Origin of the sequence: Rhodococcus sp. PvR044, assembly GCF_040548995.1 — a bacterium.
In the GTDB taxonomy this organism is placed as follows: domain Bacteria; phylum Actinomycetota; class Actinomycetes; order Mycobacteriales; family Mycobacteriaceae; genus Rhodococcus_G; species Rhodococcus_G oryzae.
In genome coordinates this window covers 16,216-35,260 of sequence record NZ_JBEPSX010000009.1, presented here as the reverse complement: position 1 = coordinate 35,260, position 19,045 = coordinate 16,216, and the positions used below count along the sequence as shown (strand labels likewise).

At 68.9% G+C, this 19,045-nt stretch carries 11 protein-coding genes; all 11 read right to left on the bottom strand.

The genetic code is table 11. From position 1 onward, the window contains the following. Positions 1-9 precede the first annotated feature (9 nt). The 11 genes from ABIC28_RS19820 to ABIC28_RS19770 all read right to left on the bottom strand — a co-directional run bounded on the left by ABIC28_RS19820 (position 10) and on the right by ABIC28_RS19770 (position 19,040). The gene (locus tag ABIC28_RS19820) at positions 10-4,182 is read right to left on the bottom strand and encodes a TIGR02680 family protein (RefSeq protein ID WP_354580467.1); all 4,173 of its coding nucleotides are present in this window, start codon (positions 4,180-4,182) and stop codon (positions 10-12) included. Between the two features lie 35 nt (positions 4,183-4,217). After that, the gene (locus ABIC28_RS19815; RefSeq protein ID WP_354580465.1) at positions 4,218-5,654 is read right to left on the bottom strand and encodes a TIGR02678 family protein; all 1,437 of its coding nucleotides are present in this window, start codon (positions 5,652-5,654) and stop codon (positions 4,218-4,220) included. Further along, complete coding sequence (locus tag ABIC28_RS19810) at positions 5,651-7,171, bottom strand: TIGR02677 family protein (protein WP_097209785.1); 1,521 nt, start codon at positions 7,169-7,171, stop codon at positions 5,651-5,653. Before ABIC28_RS19810 ends, ABIC28_RS19815 begins: the two co-directional genes overlap by 4 nt. Before the next feature lie 143 nt (positions 7,172-7,314). Then, complete coding sequence (locus ABIC28_RS19805) at positions 7,315-8,028, bottom strand: MspA family porin (RefSeq protein WP_097209784.1); 714 nt, start codon at positions 8,026-8,028, stop codon at positions 7,315-7,317. Positions 8,029-8,166: 138 nt separating this feature from the next. Then, on the bottom strand, positions 8,167-8,901 hold the full coding sequence (gene narI, locus ABIC28_RS19800) for a respiratory nitrate reductase subunit gamma (protein WP_354580462.1): 735 nt from the start codon (positions 8,899-8,901) through the stop codon (positions 8,167-8,169). Then, positions 8,898-9,596 (bottom strand): nitrate reductase molybdenum cofactor assembly chaperone, encoded by a 699-nt coding sequence (gene narJ, locus ABIC28_RS19795; protein ID WP_209926381.1) that lies wholly within the window; start codon positions 9,594-9,596, stop codon positions 8,898-8,900. The genes narI and narJ overlap by 4 nt, the downstream gene beginning before the upstream one ends. Continuing rightward, the gene (narH, locus tag ABIC28_RS19790; protein WP_374102914.1) at positions 9,596-11,254 is read right to left on the bottom strand and encodes a nitrate reductase subunit beta; all 1,659 of its coding nucleotides are present in this window, start codon (positions 11,252-11,254) and stop codon (positions 9,596-9,598) included. The genes narJ and narH overlap by 1 nt, the downstream gene beginning before the upstream one ends. Positions 11,255-11,262: 8 nt before the next feature. Next, positions 11,263-14,976: a nitrate reductase subunit alpha gene (locus ABIC28_RS19785; RefSeq protein ID WP_209926388.1), complete on the bottom strand. Its 3,714-nt coding sequence runs from the start codon at positions 14,974-14,976 to the stop codon at positions 11,263-11,265. 78 nt (positions 14,977-15,054) lie between these two features. Next, positions 15,055-15,396 carry a Rieske (2Fe-2S) protein gene (locus ABIC28_RS19780; protein ID WP_209926391.1) on the bottom strand — a complete coding sequence of 114 codons (342 nt, stop codon included), beginning with the start codon at positions 15,394-15,396 and terminating at the stop codon, positions 15,055-15,057. Then, the gene (gene nirB, locus ABIC28_RS19775; RefSeq protein WP_209926393.1) at positions 15,393-17,870 is read right to left on the bottom strand and encodes a nitrite reductase large subunit NirB; all 2,478 of its coding nucleotides are present in this window, start codon (positions 17,868-17,870) and stop codon (positions 15,393-15,395) included. The genes ABIC28_RS19780 and nirB overlap by 4 nt, the downstream gene beginning before the upstream one ends. Before the next feature lie 273 nt (positions 17,871-18,143). Next, on the bottom strand, positions 18,144-19,040 hold the full coding sequence (locus ABIC28_RS19770) for a PAC2 family protein (RefSeq protein WP_027501842.1): 897 nt from the start codon (positions 19,038-19,040) through the stop codon (positions 18,144-18,146). Positions 19,041-19,045: the final 5 nt, after the last annotated feature.

Genomic DNA, 19,045 nt, shown 5'->3' with positions numbered 1-19,045 from the left:
GACCCATGCTCACACCTCCGCGAACTGCAGGCTGCCCTCTGCCGACGTGAGGACCCGGCGCCGCAGCGGCGACCCGAGCGCGGCCGCGAGGTCGCTGCCGTCGTGCTCGGCGAGCAGCTCACCGTCGGCCCACACCAACAGGGCGGCGCTCACGGTCTGCTCCGCGGTCGAATGAGCCAGGTCGTAGTGCGCGCATCCCGGCACCCCGGCATAGGTCACCCACAGGTCGTATCCGGTCATGAACAGGTCCAGATCGAACTGCACACTGAGGCCGAGCAATTCGCTGCGGCCGTTGTCGTCGACTCCGGCGAACGCCTCGTCGAGGCCGAGCAGTCGTGGCGAGTGCGGGTCCGCCGAGGACAGCATCACGTGTGCGGCCGCGAACAGCGGCAGGTGCAGCGACACCGACTGCTCGCCGCCCGAGAGGGCCCCGTGCCGAGCCACCGTGAGCCGATCCTCGCTGCCGTCGCCTCCGATGAGCGTGAAGGAGAAGACGCGCCATCGACGGTAATCGAGCGCGCCCTCGAGGATCTCAGGGTACGAGCGCTCCGGATGCGCAGCTCGTGCAATCCGGATCTGTGTCGCGAAATGCGCTCGCATGGTGGCAAGTTCATCGGGGCCGAGCGCCGAGGCATCGCGGTCGAGAAGCTTCGAGATCGCCCTCGAGCTCTCGTCGAGGTTGTCGGCCAGCACCCAGTGCACTCCGATGGTGTTGCCGGAGGACATACGGCGTTCGCGCATCTCGGCGCTCATCTGTGCGATCAGGTCACGGGCGTCGACCGTGCGCTCGTGGATCTGCTGCGCCAGACCGGTCAGCAGGGCGTCTTCGAGAATTCGCCGTTCCGCCTCGGTGAGCAGCAGCTCCTGATCTTGTCGGGCCTGGCGGATCCGGGCCGCGAACTCGCCGATCGACGAGTGGCCCTGGTCGTCCTGCACCTGAACGGTGGTCACCCCGTCGGGTGCGTCCCATTGCAGGCGATAGTCCTGGCCCGCGGAGGCGAGTTGAGCGTCGAAGTCCTGCAGGGCGGCGGTGAGCGCAGTCCGCGTCGACTTTCCCGCGCTCTCGGTCACCCGCACCGATTCCGTCGCGCCGGACATCGCGCGATAGAGGGCGTCGACCTCCGGGGGCAGCACCGCGCCGCGCTCACCCGGATTCCCCTCGATCGTGTACAGCAACTGATCCGTGCTGAGCCAGGCCGCGTCGCTGGCCGGCCACGAGTGGCCGCCGGAGACCCCGAGGAGTTCGAGGAGGTCGCGCCGGGCGTACGGGGCCAGACGGTCGGCGTCCGAACGACTCTCGGTGAGGGCGCTCCGGAGTGCCTCTACGGCGGTGTTGTACGCGCCCTCGGCCTTGCCGATCTGTTCGACCGCGGACTCGTGCGCCTTTCGTGCCGCCCGTTGCTCGCCGGTGCAGGCCTCGATCCGTGCCCGAGCCCGCTCGAGGTCTGCGTCGATCTGTTCCGTCGAGGCTCCGAGTGCGTCGCGCAACGTGGCCAGGCGCTGGATCTGCTGAGCCAGCTTCTCCTGGGCGACTGCGGTCTCCTCGGCGAACTCCTCGGCGACGTCACGGGCCTCTGCGTGCCGGTCGTCCGCTTCGCGCTGGTGCTCGAGCTCCTTCTCCCGATCCCGCCTACAGCGCAGTACCAGGTCACCCTGTTTCTCGAAGTGCCGGATCGCCGCGGCCAGCGAATCGAGGTCCCGTGCCTGATTCGGGGTGCGGTGCGAGACCGCGGTTTCCCGCAGCTGTTTCTCCTTGGTGCTCAGGTCCGCGATGGCCTGGTCGAGTTCGCGTTGGGAAGCGGCCGCCGCCTCGGAGCGGGTCCGCCGCGCGCCCGCCGCAACGGCAACCGCGCGGAGTGCGCTGTGCACGGCCGCGGTGCGCGGCAAGGACTTCGCGGCCGCTGCCAGCGAGGCGAGCAGCTCGCTCGCCGCCAGCTGCGCGGTGCGTGCGGTGTCCTCGGCGTGGCGGTTCTGATCCAGCGCGGCGTCGATCTCGGCGAGGCGCTGCTGCCTGCGGCGTGCGCGGGCGGTCGCGCCGATGTACTCCGCCTCGGGTTTGACGTGCCTGCCCTGCTGCACACCCTGCCAGAACCGGCCGTCCACCCCGACCGCGACGCCCGTCCCGGGTGCCGTCGCGTCGCGTCGCAGCGCGATCGAGGACAGCAATGTGGCAACCCTGTCCTCGGGGACGCCCGCCTCGGGTTCGACGAGCAACACGTCCGCGAGGGTCGGACCGGACGGTCGTTGATTCTTGGCGAGGGCGGAGAGGTACTGCTCCGACTCCGCATCCGGCGGGGTGCCGTCGCCGCCGTATACCCAGCCGTCGAGCAGGTTCGCGGCCTGTAGAGCAGCTTCCACGCCTGCCGCTTCGGCTTCGTCGACGTTGTCGGCGAAGCGCACCAGGCGCCACAACGGCGCCCCCACCAGGCCCTCGCGGGAGCCGGTGCGCGCCGCGAATCCGGGTGGCGCGTCGTCACGTTCGGCGGAGATCCGGGTCCTGGCCTCGGTCAGTTCGGCGATGCTCGCGGCTGCCTGCTCGGCCTCGATCTCCGACTGCCTGCGGTGGGAGCGGACTGTCTCGATCTGATCCTCGGTGTGCTCGCTCAGCACCGGTGCAAACCCGGAGGCGTCGTCGTCCCCGATTTCCGCGACAGTGTCGTTCAGCGCGACGAATAGGTCGCTGTTCACGCCAATCGACGCGTACAGGCGGGAGTTCGCAGTCCACCACGAGCGGACCGCGGCGGCGCATTCGCTGCGCGCCAGTGCGGCCGCGGCCTCCGCCTCGGACACCGCGGCGGTCGCGGACTCGAGCAGCTCGCGTCCACGGTCCGCAGCGTGCTGTGCCCGCTCCCGCTCGGTCTGTGCCTTCTCGACTGTGGCCACCGCGGCCCGCACGGTCCGCACGTCGCCGTCACGCTCCTCGGCGTGTCCGCGCACGGCGGCGGTGATCTGATCGGCCCGTGCGGTGGCGGGCAGCGGAGTCCACGCGATCCCGGCATCCTCTGCGGCGGACTGCAATTCGTCCTCCGACCTGGCGAGGGTCTCCAACGTCCTGGTGACCGCGGCGGCGGACTTCGCGGCGTCGTCGGCGCGTTGCTCGAGGCTGGCCTGCGCCTTCTGTGCCTTGTCGGACTGCTTGTCGGTGGACTGTTTGAGTTCGGCGACGACCGCGGCGAGGTCGTCGAGTTGTTGCTTGCCGGTGTAGGCGTTGGACTGCTCGAGCGCATCCTTCTCTGCCTTGGCCATGTCCAGTTCGTGCTCGGCGGCCTCGTACCGTGCCTGTGCCGAGACCCGATCCTTCCGCCGCTGCTCCTGTAGACCGGCAGCCTCGGACAGCGTGAGGACGCCCTGGTCGACCGCCTCGAGCCGCCTCGACACCTGCTCGATGTCCGCTCGGGCTTGCTGGCGGAGGTACTTGGTGTACACGGTGACGAAGCCCTGTGCGGCGTGGTCCGCGGCGGCCAGACCCTCGAGCGCGCGACCGACCTCTTCCATGTCACTGAACGAGCGCGCTGCCTCGAGCACCAACTGGGAATCGAGGGGGCGCAGACCGTCGGTGAGGGCCTGCGACAGTCCCTTCGGGTCGAGGTTCTTCGCCAGCTGCGGCCGGCGCAGGGTGAGGATCAGGTTGATCAGCTGGTCGTAGCGTTCGGCGCCGAGGCCGAAGAGCCGGGCATCGATCGCGGCCCGATAGTCGGTGGGCCGGTCGGTGATCGCGTCGGTGCCGATCTGATCGGCGAGCTGCCGCTTGGTCAGCGGGCGGTCGTCGTCGCCGAGCAGGGAGAAATCGACGCCCACTCGCCCGTCCGCGACGAAATGCCACCGGGTGACCTTGTCGTTCTGCCGGGTGGCGCGCATCCCGATGCCGACGGTGACCGCCTCGGGGTCCGCCTGGGATCCGCGAGCGAACTCCATCCAGACGTAGGAGTGCGCGCTGTCCTGACCGCGGTAGAGCAGGTTCGACTTCATGGTGCGCTCTTCGCCCGCGAACGGGTTCAGCCGCCGCGGTTCGATGCGACCGTCGAGCACGAACGGGAAGAGCACCTCGAGCGCCTTGGTCTTGCCGGAACCGTTGGGCCCGCGCAGGACCAGGCGGCCGTCGGCGAAGGAGAACTCCTGGTCCCGGTAGTCCCAGAGGTTGATGATCCCGGCCCGGGTCGGGCGAAAGCGCGCGCTTGCCATGCGAATTCTGCCTCTACTTCTCTACTGGTCACTGGTCACTGGTCACTGGGGACGGGTTCGGACGGGGGCTGGGGGGCCAGGACCGGAGCCTGCACGGCGACCGACTCGGGGTCGTCTGCAAACAGTTGCGGCTGGCCGGCCCGGTCGCGGATGTTCACGACGACGCCGCGATAGCGCGCCAGCGCGGGCAGCGCCAGCACGCCGCCGGACGTGCGCCGTACCAACCGCTGCTTGTCCAGCACCGCAACGGCCTCATGCCTCAGTCCGTCGTGGTCGGCCTGCCACTGCGCCGCGAAGGTTCTGCCGTAGCGACGAATCAGGTCCTCGACCGTGTGCCGGATCCAGCTGTCCTCGATCAACGGGAACAACTCGGTTGCGCCGCCCTCCGCAACCGGGATCTCGGCGGTGCGCTCGGCGAGCCCGTGGAAGATGCCTCCTGCGGGAATGGCGCTGTCGAGCTGCGCGATGAGGTCGCTCGTCCGCGCCTCGGGCACGGGCATCCGCACGAGCTGGACCGCATCGGGGTCGAGCACCCGATCGGCGATCTCGCCGGCCAGGAGCAGGGCCACCTGGGCGACGGTTCCCGTGCTGGGGAAGCGAAGGTCCGACATGCGACCGGAGGTGTCGATCAGTGCGATGCCCTCGGCCCGCCGCTCGGCGACGAGGCCGGTCAGTGCCTCGACGTCCGCCGCGGTCCTTGGCAGTGCCAGCTGCAGACGTTCGTCGTCGTCGAGTTGGTCCGCGTAGACCACGGGGCGCTCCACCAACGAACGGCGCACGCGCCTCGCCGTCTCCCGTAGGTCCGTGGACCGGTCGGGTGAGTACCCGTCCTCGTCGGCCGCCTGGGCCTCCGATCCCGACAGCAGGCCCCTGATCGAGGTCAGGTGCTGGAGTGCGCGCGGCGGCCGGAACAGCGCGACAACGACGGAGCGGTCGATGTCGTACAGCGCCTCACCCGCGCTGGGGTTGGCGGCCCAGCCGCCGGCGTCCCCGTCCGCGAGCGTGATGGCGCCCCTGGCCGCCAGCCAGCCGACAGCGTCGACGAACGCGTCGCGGTCGGCAGACCGCTCGGTGGACAGGTCGACACCGTCGACCTGGGCCGCGTCGGCGGCGACGTGGTCCGCCAGCTCCGACAGGGTGATCTGGTTTCCGGCCCGCCCCAGCGCCGCGAGGCACAGCGCGAGGTAGGCGTAGCGGTGCCGGTCGAAGGTTCGGTCGTTGGTGGTCCTGGCCGCGGCCGTCGGGTCGAGCCGGTCGGCCACCGTGAACAGCCGCGCTGTGGTCTCGGTGACCTCGAGCCGGTAGCCGAACAGTTCGAGTAGGTCCTCGCGCAGTTCGGTGGCCCATCGGCGGAGCAGCGGAAGCGCGATCCGGTCCGGATAGCTTTGTGTGACAAGGTGATTCGACAGGATTATCCGGGCGGCCCGCTGATAGGAGTCGAGGGCCAGCGGCGGGATCTCGCGCGCTCTCACTGCACACTCACCTGCAGCCGGTCGAGGTGCAGCCTGCCACGGGCGGTCTCCACCGTGGTCGACACGTCGTGCGGGCGCAGCGTCAACCGGACCCCGTTCTCCGCACCGGTCGAGCTGTTGACCCGACCGCTCACCGGCACCCGCGCGGTCAGCGCGGCGTTGAGCAGGCTCAACAGCACCTCCGTCTCCTGCTCGTCGAGGACCCGGTCGTAGACCCCGCCGGCGGCCAGCGACTTGGCCGCGGTGGCTCGGGCCCGCTGCCCGGCGAGCTGTGCGTCACGCAGGCGGCGGACGCTGGCGTCGTTGCGCTGGACGCGTCCGGGCAGTCCGGGCGACGGCGTGCGGCCGGTCTCGGCAAGGGTGCGGGAGATCTCCACCGGAGGGGCCTCCCACCAGGATCGAGACTCGGGGATGACGTCGGCGTCGGGGTGCAGCATCGACAGGTGCCGCGGCCTGCCGAGGTCGAACACGACCTGGTACAGCGCGTGCGCCGCGTCCTCGGTCGGTGCCGCGGCGAACCAGCCTGCCAGGTGCCGCAGCTGGCTTTCCCGGCTCACCCCGCCCCTGCGGGTCTCGGTGACGCGGCGCAGCAGCGAGAGCACCGCGGCGATGGCGCTCATGGTGCCCTCCCGCAGCCGGTCCGATTCGCTGACCCCCGCTTCGGTGACGAACCAGTGTTTGAGGCCCGACCACCGGGATCTCCAGTCTTCCTCGCGCTCGCCGAGGGCCAGGAACACCCGCTCGTCGCTGGTGGCGGCCCGGGCGATGAGAGGGTCGATGCCGGTCTCCTCGACGGCCGCGATCGCCTCCGCGAGCTTCGGCGCGTAGCGGGCGAGGTCGGAACTGAACTCACGCATGTGGGTCAGCAGGGCGTCCTTGTGCGCGAGGAACGATTCGGGGGTGATCTCGGTGGTGCGCACCAGGTCACCGAGGGTGAGGTAGAACTGGGCCGCCCTGGTCGCCATGTCCGACAACGTGGCATCGAGCCGACTGAGTTTGCGGTAGATCAGGTCGCTGTCCGCGGCCCGGTTCGCCTCGGCCAGTTCCCGCATGTCCGCCAGTAGGTCGGGCAGCGCGAGGCGGGAGAGCGCGGAGTCCTCCAGCCGGGCCCCGAGCACGTCTTCGACCGCCCGGAAAGCCAGGTAGCCGGCCTGGCTGAACTGGTAGACGAAGTGCCGGTTGCGGTATTCCGCGAGGGTGGCCGCCCGGCTGCCGTCGTAGCTGCGTTCGAGCACACCCCACAGGTGCAGTTGCTCGAGCAGCGGCGTGATCTCGTCGGCGGCGAGCCGCCCGCCGGCACCGCCCGCCTGGTCGTCGCCCGCGATCCTGCCGAGGATCTCGGCGATCTCGCCCGCGTGCAGCAGCACGACATAGTTCGCCCTTGCATGGTCGAACGCCCGCAGTACCCACAGGTACTCTGCGCGCTTCTCCGCGTTCGTGAACGCGAACAACCGCAGTCGGTCGTCGCGCGCGAACGCGTCGCGCTGGCCCGCGCTGGACGTTCCGGAATCACTCATCGTGAACAGGGTAGGGGAGCGGCCGGACGGCACCTAGCGGGCATTGGGATCGGCGTTTCGCGGCCGATCGCCCGGTGCGCAGCACGAGGGCCGGGGGACGCGACCCCGCGTCCCCCGGCCCTCGTGCTGCGCTGTGTCCGGACCTACAGCGGCACCGGCGCGCCGTAGGTCATCGCGATGTCACCGGACGCCGTCTCGACCCGGGCGTAGGGGCGGAGCGTGACCTGTCCGAGGGCCCCCGAGATACTGCCGTGCACACCCGCGAGCCGGATCCTGGCCCCCGGGCCGTCGAACTCCTTCTCGCTGACCAGCGGGACATCGGTGATGCCGCCGGGTTCGAGGTCGACGATCAGGTTCTGCTGCGGGATGATGTCACCGGCCAACATCGCGCGGTTCTCGTCCGCGATGGCCAGCTCGGCCGGATCTCCGCCGGGTAGGACGCCTCCCAGGACGAAGCCGTCCGTGTGCTCGAGCTCGAAGCCGAGGCCTGGGGTGTTCAGCTGCACCGACGCGCCCGTGAGCGCGACCGGGTAACCGATCTGGTAGCCGAAGGACAGCTTGGTGCCGGTGAAACTGGCTGCCGTGGGGCCGTCGATGGTGACCTGCGCGTAGCCGTTGTGGAAGAACTCCCGGCTCAGCGGTGAGCTGTCGAGTGGCGGGACGGCATTGATGAAGGTGTCACCCTGTGAGACTTCGACGCGATTACCCGCGCCGTCGATGAGGCTGTTCGCATTGTTGACCACTGCCGCCGAGGTGCCGTTGCCCAGAACCATCCCGACGGCCGCAACCGCGGCGATCGCTGCCGCTCGACGGGGCCCGGTTCCGCGGCGGCGCCGAGGTCCACGAATTCCTGCCATGAATCCACATCCGTTCGGTCGAGTTTTCCGATCACGTACTTGCGATTGGCTCAAATCAACACAGATCCCCGATGCTTCTCGAACGCTAGTTGATCTGTGACGATGCCGCGACATTTTCGGCGGTGTGGCGGTGAGTGTTCACGCGCGGTTCTGGTTTGCCGTCTCCCAGGCCTTGTAGTAGCGGTTGCCGCCGGGCCGCTTGACGTCCTTGCTCCGGTAGACCACGTACGGCCGGCCCAGGTATCCGATCGGCGCGCTGAACACGTGCACCAGGCGGGTGTACGGCCAGATCGCCAGGAGCGCCAGCACCGTCAGCCCGTGCAGCTGGAAGCTGAGCGGTACGCCGACCATCAGGCCCGGCTGCGGGTTCAGCGTGAACAGGCTGCGGAACCAGGGCGAGACCGTCGAGCGGTAGTCGTAGTCGCCCAGGATCAGGTTCTCGCCGAGGGTGTTGAACATCCCCGTCGCGATGACGGCGATGAACAGCACGTACATGATCTTGTCGCTGGTGCTGCTGGACTGACGCACGGCAGGAACACTGATCCGCCGGTACACGAGAATGGACAGGCCTACGACGGTGGCGATTCCCGCAGGCACACCCAATCCGACCGCGAGCAGGTGATAGGTGTGATCGGAGATGCCAAGCGCTTCCGTCCAACTGGCCGGGATCAAGACGCCACCGATGTGCCCCGCGAGCACGGCAAGGATGCCGAAGTGGAACAGCGGGCTGCCCAGGCGCAGCAAACGGCTCTCGTACATCTGGGAGGAGCGGGTGGTCCAGCCGAACTGGTCCTTGCGGTAGCGCCAGACATGCCCCACCACGAATGAGGTGAGGGCGATATAGGGCAGGGTCAGCCACATCAGCGTGGTCACCGTCGTTCTCCCATCTCGGGGTGCAATGCGGGGTCGAGCGCGTAGGTGTCGAGACCCACCGCTTCCTCGGGTGGCCCCTCGGATGCCATCTTCGCCACCTTCTGCCGGTCGTCGGTGTCGAGCTCCGGCAGGGTCGCGCAGACCGCGTCCAGGACGGGAGCGAAGGGGGAATCGCTGTCGCGCAGCGACAGTCGGAGCACCTCGACCACGGCGCGGTGGTCGACAAGCAGCCGCCAGCCGCGCGCGGCATCGGTCGTCGCCGCGAATTCGAGTACCACGGGCAGGAAGTCGGGCAGCTCGTGGTCGCCCAGCGTCACGCCGCCGTTGCGGTAGGCGTTCTTGAAGCGCAGCAGCGCCATTCCGCGATTGCGGGTGTCGCCGTACGCGTAGTAGGACAGGTGCAGACTGCTGCGCCTGCGCAGGTCGAAGGTCTCGACGTACAGCGAGGACAACTCGATCCGGGGCGTGCGCTGCATGAAGTCCACGCACGCAACCAGGTCGGCGCCCGGCTGCCCCGGCACGGTCTCGGCCGCCGCGCGCAGTTCGCCGAGCATCCCCAGCGTCTGCTCCGTCGGGTAGTCCAGCAGGAGGGCGGCGATCCGCCACACGACCCGTTGGTCCCGCTCGGACAACGACGCCTCCGCCCCTGGCCGGAACTTGTTGGACACCTTGCGGCGCAATCCGAGCGCGACCATCAGGCGCCGTCCGATCCCGGCGTCGGGATGCCCGCGCCCGGCCCGGTGCCGGAACCCGCCGCGGCCGGGATCAGACCCCTCGTGCTCTTGCCGTCCCAGTTGAGCAGGTTGATCCGGCCGGACTTGTTGTCCGGAGCCACACCGGAATTGGTGTCGACGGCCAGCTCGGTGAGGTGGAACTTGTCGGCCATCACGTCGAACGCGGTCATGCCCGGCCCGCCGTCGCCCTCGAGGCTGCACCCGGTGGCGAGCGCGTCGAGCCGGTGGGCGTCCGAGCCCGCCCCGTTCGGGATGACGTACCGGTCCTCGTACTTCGCGATGGCGAGCAGGCGGTACATCGACTCCAGTTCGGTCTCGGTCAACCGGACCGCGTTCGCGACCTCGGGCCGCGTCGGCTCGCCCAGGTTGACCCGGCGCATGTGCGCGCGCATCGCCGCCAAACGCTGCAGGGAGGCGCGCACGGGCCCGATCTCGCCCGCCGTGAAGAGTTCGGCCAGGTACTCGACCGGGATGCGGAGCGAGTCGATGGCGCCGAACAGGTTGTCGGCCTCCTCGCCGTCGTGGCCGGTGTCCGAGAGGGCCTCGACCATCGGCGAGAGCGGCGGGATGTACCAGACCATCGGCATGGTGCGGTATTCCGGGTGCAGGGGCAGTGCCACCTGATAGTCGACGATCAGCTTGTAGACCGGGGAGTTCTGCGCGGCCTCGATGAACTCGGCGGAGATGCCCGCCCGCTCGGCCTCGGCGACCACCCTCGGGTCGTGGGGGTTGAGGAACACGCCCAGCTGCGATGGGTAGAGATCCTTGTCATCGGTGACCGAGGCGGCCTCCAGCACCGCGTCGGCGTCGTAGAGCATCACGCCGATGTACCGCAGCCGGCCTACGCACGTCTCCGAACAGATGGTCGGGATGCCGACCTCGATCCGGGGGTAGCAGAACGTGCACTTCTCCGCTTTGCCGGTCTTGTGGTTGAAGTAGATCTTCTTGTAGGGGCAGCCGGTGACGCACTGCCGCCAGCCGCGGCACTTGTCCTGGTCGACGAGCACGATGCCGTCCTCGGAGCGCTTGTAGATCGCTCCTGACGGGCACGACGCCGCGCAGGCCGGGTTCAGGCAGTGCTCGCAGATGCGGGGCAGATAGAACATGAACGTCTGCTCGAACTCGAGCTTGACCTTGGTGGAGACCTTGGCCAGCAACGGATCCTTGCCGACCTGCTCGGGCCCGCTGCCGAGGTCGTCGTCCCAGTTGGCACCCCAGGTGACCTTGGTGTCCTCGCCGGTGAGCAGCGACTTCGGGCGTGCGACCGGGACCGTGTCCATGGCGGGCGAGGCCAGCAGGTTCTCGTAGTCGTAGGTCCACGGCTCGTAATAGTCCGAGACAGTCGGCAGGTCGGGATTGGCGAAGATGTTGAGCAGGCGCTTGAGCCGGGAGCCGGTGCGCAGCGTGAGCTTGCCGCGCTTGTTGAGCGTCCAGCCGCCCTTCCACTTCTCCTGGTCCTGGTACTGCCTCGGATAGCCCTGGCCGGGGCGGGTTTCCACATTGTTGAACCAGGCGTACTCGACGCCGCCACGGTTGGTCCAGGCCTGCTTACACGTGACGCTGCAGGTGTGGCAGCCGATGCACTTGTCCAGGTTCATCACCATGGCCATCTGCGCCATAACTCTCATCAGTACGTCACTTCCTGGTCGCGGCGGCGGATCGTGGTGACCTCGTCGCGCTGATTGCCGGTCGGGCCGTGGTAGTTCATCGCGAAGGACTGCTGGGCGTAGCCGCCGATCAGGTGCGAGGGTTTGATCATCAGCCGGGTCAGCGCGTTGTGGATACCGCCGCGCTTCCCGGTGCGCTCGGTGCGCGGCACGTCCACCGCGCGATCCTGGGCGTGGTACATGAAGACGGTGCCCTCGGGCATCCGGTGGCTGACGATGGCGCGGGCGACGACGATGCCGTTCCGGTTGCTCGCCTCGATCCAGTCGTTGTCCGCCACACCGATCTTGGCCGCGTCCACGTCGGACATCCAGATGGACTGGCCGCCGCGCGAGAGCGTGAGCATGTGCAGGTTGTCCTGGTACGCCGAGTGGATCGACCACTTCGAGTGCGGGGTGAGGTACCGGACGGTGACGGTGCCGCCGACCCCGTTTCCGTGGGTCTCGCCGACCGCGGGCTCGCTGAACAGCGCCGTCATGTCGAGCGGCGGACGGAAGATCGGCAGCTGTTCACCGAGCTCGGCCATCCAGTCGTGGTCGAGGTAGAAGTGCTGCCTGCCGGTGAGGGTGTGCCAGGGCTTGAGCCGCTCGGTGTTGATGGTGAACGGCGAGTACCGCCTGCCGCCGGTCTCCGACCCCGACCATTCCGGCGAGGTGATCACCGGCACCGGCCGGGCCTGGGTGTCCGCGAAACGGATTCGGGTGCCCTCGTTCTCGGCGGCCAGGTCGACCAGCTCGGTCCCGGTGCGCTCCTGCAGGTGCTCGAAGCCCTGGGTGGCCAGCCGTCCGTTGGTCGTGCCCGACAGCGCGAGGATCGCCTCGCAGGCGTGCTTGTCCTTTGCCAGCGAGGGACGCCCGGCCGCGACGCCGGTCTGCACCGTTCCGTTCACGCCGCGCAGGTACTCGACCTCCTCGGTGGGATGGGTGGTGACTCCCTTGGTGGTGAGGCCGAGCTCCTCGACCAGCGGTCCGAGCGCGCTGAGCTTCTCCGCGATCGCCGAGTAGTCCCGCTCGACGACGACGATCTTCGGCATCGTCTTGCCCGGGATCGGCTCGCATTCACCGCGTTTCCAGTCCAGCACCCGGCCGCCGGGCTGAGCGGTGGCGTCGTTGGTGTCGTGGATCAGCGGCATCGCGACGATGTCGCGCCTGGTGCCGAGGTGCTTCTCGGCCAGCCAGCTGAAGCCGCGGGCGATGCGGTGGAACGCCTCGAAGTCGGTCTTGGTCTCCCAGGGCGGGGAGATCGCGGGGGAGAAAGCGTGCACGAACGGGTGCATGTCCGTGCTGGACAGGTCGTGCTTCTCGTACCAGGTGGCGGCGGGCAGCACGACGTCGGAGAACAGCGTGGTGCTCGTCATCCGGAAGTCCAGCGTGGTGAGCAGGTCGAGCTTGCCGGCGGGGGCCTCGTCCCGCCAGATCAGCTCCTCGGGCCGAATGCCCTCGGAGTCGCGGGCATTGAGGTTCGAATCGGCTCCGAGCAGGTGCTTGAGGAAGTACTCGTTGCCCTTCGCGGACGAGCCGAGCAGGTTCGAGCGCCACACCGTCAGGCAGCGCGGGAAGTTCTCGGGCGCATCCGGGTCCTCGACGGCGAACTGCAGGTGACCGGTCTTGAGGCCGTCCACCACGTGCTCGGCCGCGCTCTTGCCCAGCCGGTCCGCCTCGTCCGCCAGGTCGAGGGGATTGCGGTTGAAGGTCGGGTAGCTCGGCATCCAACCGAGGCGGGTGGCGAGGGCGATGTTGTCCGCCGCGGTGCGGCCCGCGAACGTGCCGTTCGCCAGCGGCGAGGACATCACCTCGGCGGTGAAGGGGTCGTAGCGCCACTGGTCGGTGGCCAGGTACCAGAAGATCGTGCCCTGCATCTGCCTGGCGGGCCGGGACCAGTCCGAGCCGAATGCGAGTGTCGCCCAACCGGTGACCGGGCGGCATTTCTCCTGCCCGACGTAGTGGGCCCAGCCGCCGCCGTTGACGCCCTGACAGCCGGTGAGCATGGTCAGGGTGAGGAAGGACCGGTAGATCTGGTCGGAGTGGAACCAGTGGTTGGTGCCCGCGCCCATCAGGATCATCGACCGGCCGCCTGAGCGGGCGGCGTTGTCGGCGAACTCGCGGGCGACGCGCGCCGCGGCGGCAGCCGAGACGCCGGTGATGCCCTCCTGCCACGCCGGGGTGTACGGCTCCTCGGTGTCGTCGTAGCCGGCGGGCCAGGTTCCGGGGAGGTCCGGACGTCCGACGCCGTACTGGGCGAGCATGAGGTCGAACACGGTGGTCACGCGCTTGCCCGCCACCATCCGGGTGGGCACACCGCGGCGCAGCACCCCCGGGGTGGAGGTGTCGTAGCGCGGAAAGTCCACGGCGACAGCGTTGGCCGCCATCTCCTGGTCCTCGTGCATGGTCATCAGCGGGTCGACGCCGTGCAGATCGAGGTTCCAGTGGCCCTTGCCGGATTCGGTGAACCGGTGGCCAAGCGAGCCGCCGGGGACGACTGTTTCACCGGTCTCCGCGTTCAGCAGCACCGTCTTGTGCTCGGCGCCCTCCTCGGAGTCACCGAGATCGGCTGCGGTGAGGAACTTTCCGGGCACGTACCCGTCGCCCCGCTCGTCCAGCGTGATCAGGTACGGCAGGTCGGTGTACTTCTTGACGTACTCGGTGAACCGTTCGGTGTTCTTCTCGACGAAGAACTCCTTGAGGATCACGTGACCCATCGCCATCGCGAGGGCGCCGTCGGTGCCAGGCCGCGCCGGCAGCCACTGGTCAGCGAACTTCGTGTTGTCGGCGTAATCGGGCGAGACCACGACGACCTTCTGGCCGCGGTAGCGGGCCTCGGTCATGTAGTGGGCGTCCGGGGTTCGGGTGACCGGGACGTTCGAGCCCCACATGATCAGGTAGCCGGCGTCGAACCAGTCGGCCGATTCGGGCACGTCGGTCTGGTCGCCGAACACCTGCGGCGAGGCCTCGGGGAGGTCGGCGTACCAGTCGTAGAAGGACAGCATCGCGCCGCCGATCAGCGAGATGAACCGGGTGCCGACCGCGTGGCTGACCATCGACATGGCCGGGATCGGCGAGAACCCGGCGACGCGGTCGGGACCGTACTTCTTGATCGTGTGCACGTGCGCGGCCGCCACGATCTCGGCGGCCTCCCACCACTCGGCGCGGACGAATCCGCCCTTGCCTCGGGCGGACTTGTAGCGCTTGGACTTCTCGGGGTCGGACGCGATGTCCTCCCACGCGAGCACGGGATCCTTGAGGCGTTCCTTGGCGTCGCGGTACATCTCGAGCAGCACACCGCGCACGTACGGGTAGCGCACCCGCGCGGGCGAGTAGGTGTACCAGGAGAACGAGGCGCCGCGGGGGCAGCCGCGCGGCTCGTACTCGGGCTTGTCCGGGCCGATCGAGGGGTAGTCGGTCTGCTGGGCCTCCCAGGTGATGATCCCGTCCTTGACGTAGATCTTCCAGGAGCAGGAACCGGTGCAGTTCACGCCGTGCGTCGACCGGACGACCTTGTCGTAGGACATTCGATCGCGGTAGAACTCGTCCGACGTGCGGCCGCCGATCTGGTAGAGCGTGCGCAGGTCCTCGGAGGCCTCGCCGCGCTGGAAGTGCTTGCCGAACTTGAGCAGTGAATCGGCGAGATCTGTTCCCGCGACTCCGGTTGTGCTGCCGGGCGTGGTTGAGCTTGGCATCGGTACCTCTCCGAGGATCTTCGGGCCCTGCCGCCGGCTGGGCCCCACTTGTTGAGCTGCGTCGTGTGTGCCAGGTGCCTAGATGTCGACCGTCACCATTCCGTCGACGACCCGGGCCGGGTAGGTCTGCGCCGCACCGACACCCTCCGAGGTGCACGCGCCCGTGTCGAAGGAGAACGCGTACTGGTGCAGCGGACACATCACGACGCCGCCGTCGATCTGCCCGTCGGCGAGCGGGCCGCCCTTGTGCGGGCACACCGCGTCCATCGCGCGGATCGTGCCGTCCGACAACAGGAACACCGCCAGCTGGAGCCCGCGGATGGCGTACGCCCTGCCCTCACCCGGGGTCAGGTCGGTGACCGCGCCGAGCGTCGTCGGCGTCGCGCCCTCGGGGCACTTCGGCGAACGCAGCGCGGTCATCGGACCGGCACCTGGGGGAGCGGGAGCAGCGGAAGCGACGGCACGAATTGTGCGGGCGATTTCGGTTCGGTGCGTTCCTGCCACGGGTCGCGGTACCCCGCGACCGCGATGGCCATACGCTCGTCCAATCCGGCCACGGCCCCCTCCTCGTCGCGGATCAGTATGGCCTGCAAGTGTTCCAGGCCCACTCGTGGAACCCAGGCATATGTGCGTTCCAGCCACTTCGCGTCCTCGCGGTAGTACTGGATGAAGCGCCCCGCCACGTCGAGTACCGCGTCCGACGATTCGACTGTCGCGAGCAGATCACCCTTGCGGATGTGGGCCCCCGCCGCGCCGCCGACATAGATCTCCCACCGGTCCTCGCCCACCGACACCACGCCGAAGTCCTTGCACAGCGCCTCGGAGCAGTTCCGCGGGCACCCCGCGACCGCCAGCTTGAGCTTGGCGGGCGTCTCGAGCCCCTGGAACCGGTCCTCGAGCGCGATGCCCAGCGCGGTCGAATCGCCAAGACCGTACCGACAGAAGTCGCTGCCGACACAGGTTTTCACCGTGCGCATGCTCTTGCCGTAGGCGTAGCCCGACGGCATGTCCAGATCACCCCACACCTTGGGCAGGTCTTCCTTGCGGATCCCGAGCAGGTCGATGCGCTGGCCGCCGGTGACCTTCACCAGCGGCACCTGGTACTTGTCGGCGACATCGGCGATGCGGCGCAACTGGTCCGGGGTGGTCACCCCGCCCTTCATCTGCGGTACCACCGAGAAGGTGCCGTCCCGCTGGATGTTCGCGTGCACCCGGTCGTTGATGAAGAGGGCGCCGCGCTCGTCGACCCAGTCCGGTCCCCAGATGGTGCGCAGCAGCGAGGCCAGCGGCATCTTGGACCCCGCGTCCTCGGCGCCGTCGGCCGCGAGCGCCGTGAACACCTGGGAGACCGCGCGCAGGTCCTGCTCCCGGATCGCGGAGATCAGCTCGGCCTTGGTCATCGGGATGCACGGGACGTACCAGTCGGCGGACGGATCCGGCACCAGTGCGCCACCCGCCGCGCAGGCGACGATGTCGGCCACGAGCCCCTTGCAGGAGCCACAGCCCTTTCCTGCCCTGGTCTTCGCGATGACCTCGCCGAGCGAGGACGCCCCCGCGTGCACGCAGGACACGATGTCGCCCTTGCTGACCCCGTTGCAGTTGCAGACCTGGGTGGCGTCCGGCAGGTCGGCCGCGCTGGTCGCGGCGCGGCCGTCGGCGAGGTCGAACAGCAGGCTGAGGCGATCCTCGGGGAGCTCGATCTTGCCGTCGAAGGCCTGGGTCAGCATCCCGGCCTTGCCGACCTCGCCCATCAGGGTCGCCCCGATCAGCTTGCCGTCGCGCACCACGACGTTCTTGTAGGTGCCGTTGCGCGAATCGTAGAACTGGAGGAACTCGTCGTCGTCGAGTTCGGGGCCCTTGACGCCCATCGCCGCGACGTCGACGCCTGCGACCTTCAGCTTGGTGGTCGACCGCGAACCCTCGTAGGCGGCTTCGGGATTCGAGCCGGTGAGGTGCTCGGCCAGCACCACGGCCTGCTCCCACACCGGCGCGACGAGGCCGTACAGCTCGCCGCGGTGTTGTGCGCACTCGCCGACCGCGTACACCGAACCCTCGTCCTCGCAGCGCATCTGGTCGTCGACGACGATGCCGCGTTCGATCACCAGTCCGCCCGCGCGGGCCAGCTCGGTGTTCGGACGGATTCCGGCGGTGACGACGACCATGTCGGCGGCGAGGGAGCTGCCGTCGGTGAAGGCGACACCGGTCACCCGCCCCTGCTCGTCGCGCAGCACCGCGTCGGTCCGGACCGAGGTGTGCACACCCACGCCGAGCGCCTCGATCTTGGCGCGCAGCACCGATCCGCCGCGCTCGTCGAGCTGCTGGTTCATCAGGTGGCCGGGGGAGTGGACGACGTTCACCGTCAGCCCCTGGGTGCGCAGCCCGTAGGCCGCTTCGAGCCCGAGCAGGCCGCCGCCGATGACCACCGCCGAGACGTCGTCCTCCGCCTGTGCCATCTGCAGCATGCCGTTCGTGTCGGCGATGGTGCGGAATCCGAACACGCCCCGCGCGAGCCGTCCGTCGGTCTCGCGCAAGCCGTCCATGTTCGGGAAGAAGGTGTTGCTTCCGGTCGCGACGATCAGCACGTCGTAGTTGACCTCGCGGTCGCTCTCGCAGGTCACGGTCTTCGCGAAGCGGTCGAGCCGGATGGCGCGGTCGCCTGCGTACAGCGTCACGCCGTTCTCCCGGTACCAGCTCATCGGGTTGAGGATCAGGTCCTCGTCGTCGGTACTGGACTCGCCCGCCAGCACGTGCGAGAGCATGATCCGGTTGTAGTTGCCGTACGGCTCGTCGCCGATCATCGTGATGTCGAACTGGTCGCGGCCGCCTCTGGCGAGGATCTCCTCCACCGTGCGGGCGCCCGCCATTCCGTTGCCGATCACAACCAGTCGTCGCATCAGAGCACCACCTGTCCGAGGTCCGTGACGGCCCCGCCGGTGCACCTGTCCACGCTGCGCAGGTACCGCCGTGTGCTCGTCATGGATTCGAGGGTGCTGCGCTCCGGTGACGAAGTGGATGCGCAGAGGTTACGTGGGAATCAGGAAGTACTCACCGGGCGGATCGGGTACATGTCAGGACATGAATGACAGGCCTGTGATCTGGCGTGATCGGTCTCGCAGGCCTGTCCCGATCCCGCCGCAGAGGCTCCCGCCGACCGGGAGAGACGAATCTCACAGACCGCCGAAGCTGCCAGGTCCCCGCCTGCGCAGGTAGCGCTCGAACTCCGCCGCGATGGCATCGCCATCGATCTTGGAGATGACCTCCGAGATGTCGACCTCCGCATCGCCACGCTCCTCCAGCGAGCGCACGTACTCGGTGATCTCCTCGTCGTCCTTGGTCATCTCGGTGACCGACTGCTCCCACTCCTCGGCCTGGGCGGGCAGCTCGCCGAGCGGCACCTCCACGTCGAGCACCTCCTCCACCCGCTGCAGGAGCGCGACGGTGGCCTTCGGGTTCGGGGGCTGCGACACATAGTGGGGGACGGCGGCCCAGAACGAGATCGCGGGCACCCCGGCCTTGACGCATTCGTCCTGGAGCACCCCGGTGATCCCGGTCGGCCCCTCGTACCGGGTCTGTTCCAGGTTGAACCGCTCGGCCGACTCCGTGCTGTACGCCGTGCCGGTGACGGGCACCGGCCGGGTGTGCGGGGTGTCGGCGAGCAGGGCGCCGAGGATGACCACGGTGGTGACGCCGAGGTCCTCGATGATCTCGAGCAGGTCGTCGCAGAAACTGCGCCAGCGCATGTTCGGCTCGATGCCGCGCAGGATCAGCACGTCCCGTTCGCTGCCGGGGGGCGAGCACACCGAGACCCGGGTGGCGGGCCACTCGATCTCGCGGGTGACCCCGTCGACCTGGCGAACCGTCGGACGATTGACCTGGTAGTCGTAGTAGTCCTCGGAGTCGAGCTCGGCCAGCGGTCGTGCGTCCCAGATGAGTTCCAGGTGCTCGACGGCGCCGCTGGCGGCATCGCCCGCGTCGTTCCAGCCCTCGAAGGCGGCGACGAGGATGGGGTCACGCAGCGCGGGCGCGTCGTGCTCGGACGTGACTTCGGGTTCGCTTGGACTCACCCGAC

Coding starts and splice junctions, on each gene's coding strand:
- ABIC28_RS19820 (WP_354580467.1), bottom strand. CDS start 4,182: ATGGCAAGCGCGCGCTTTCGCCCGACCCGGGCCGGGATCATCAACCTC.
- ABIC28_RS19810 (WP_097209785.1), bottom strand. CDS start 7,171: ATGAGTGATTCCGGAACGTCCAGCGCGGGCCAGCGCGACGCGTTCGCG.
- ABIC28_RS19805 (WP_097209784.1), bottom strand. CDS start 8,028: ATGGCAGGAATTCGTGGACCTCGGCGCCGCCGCGGAACCGGGCCCCGT.
- narJ (WP_209926381.1), bottom strand. CDS start 9,596: ATGGTCGCGCTCGGATTGCGCCGCAAGGTGTCCAACAAGTTCCGGCCA.
- narH (WP_374102914.1), bottom strand. CDS start 11,254: ATGGCGCAGATGGCCATGGTGATGAACCTGGACAAGTGCATCGGCTGC.
- ABIC28_RS19785 (WP_209926388.1), bottom strand. CDS start 14,976: ATGCCAAGCTCAACCACGCCCGGCAGCACAACCGGAGTCGCGGGAACA.
- ABIC28_RS19780 (WP_209926391.1), bottom strand. CDS start 15,396: ATGACCGCGCTGCGTTCGCCGAAGTGCCCCGAGGGCGCGACGCCGACG.
- nirB (WP_209926393.1), bottom strand. CDS start 17,870: ATGCGACGACTGGTTGTGATCGGCAACGGAATGGCGGGCGCCCGCACG.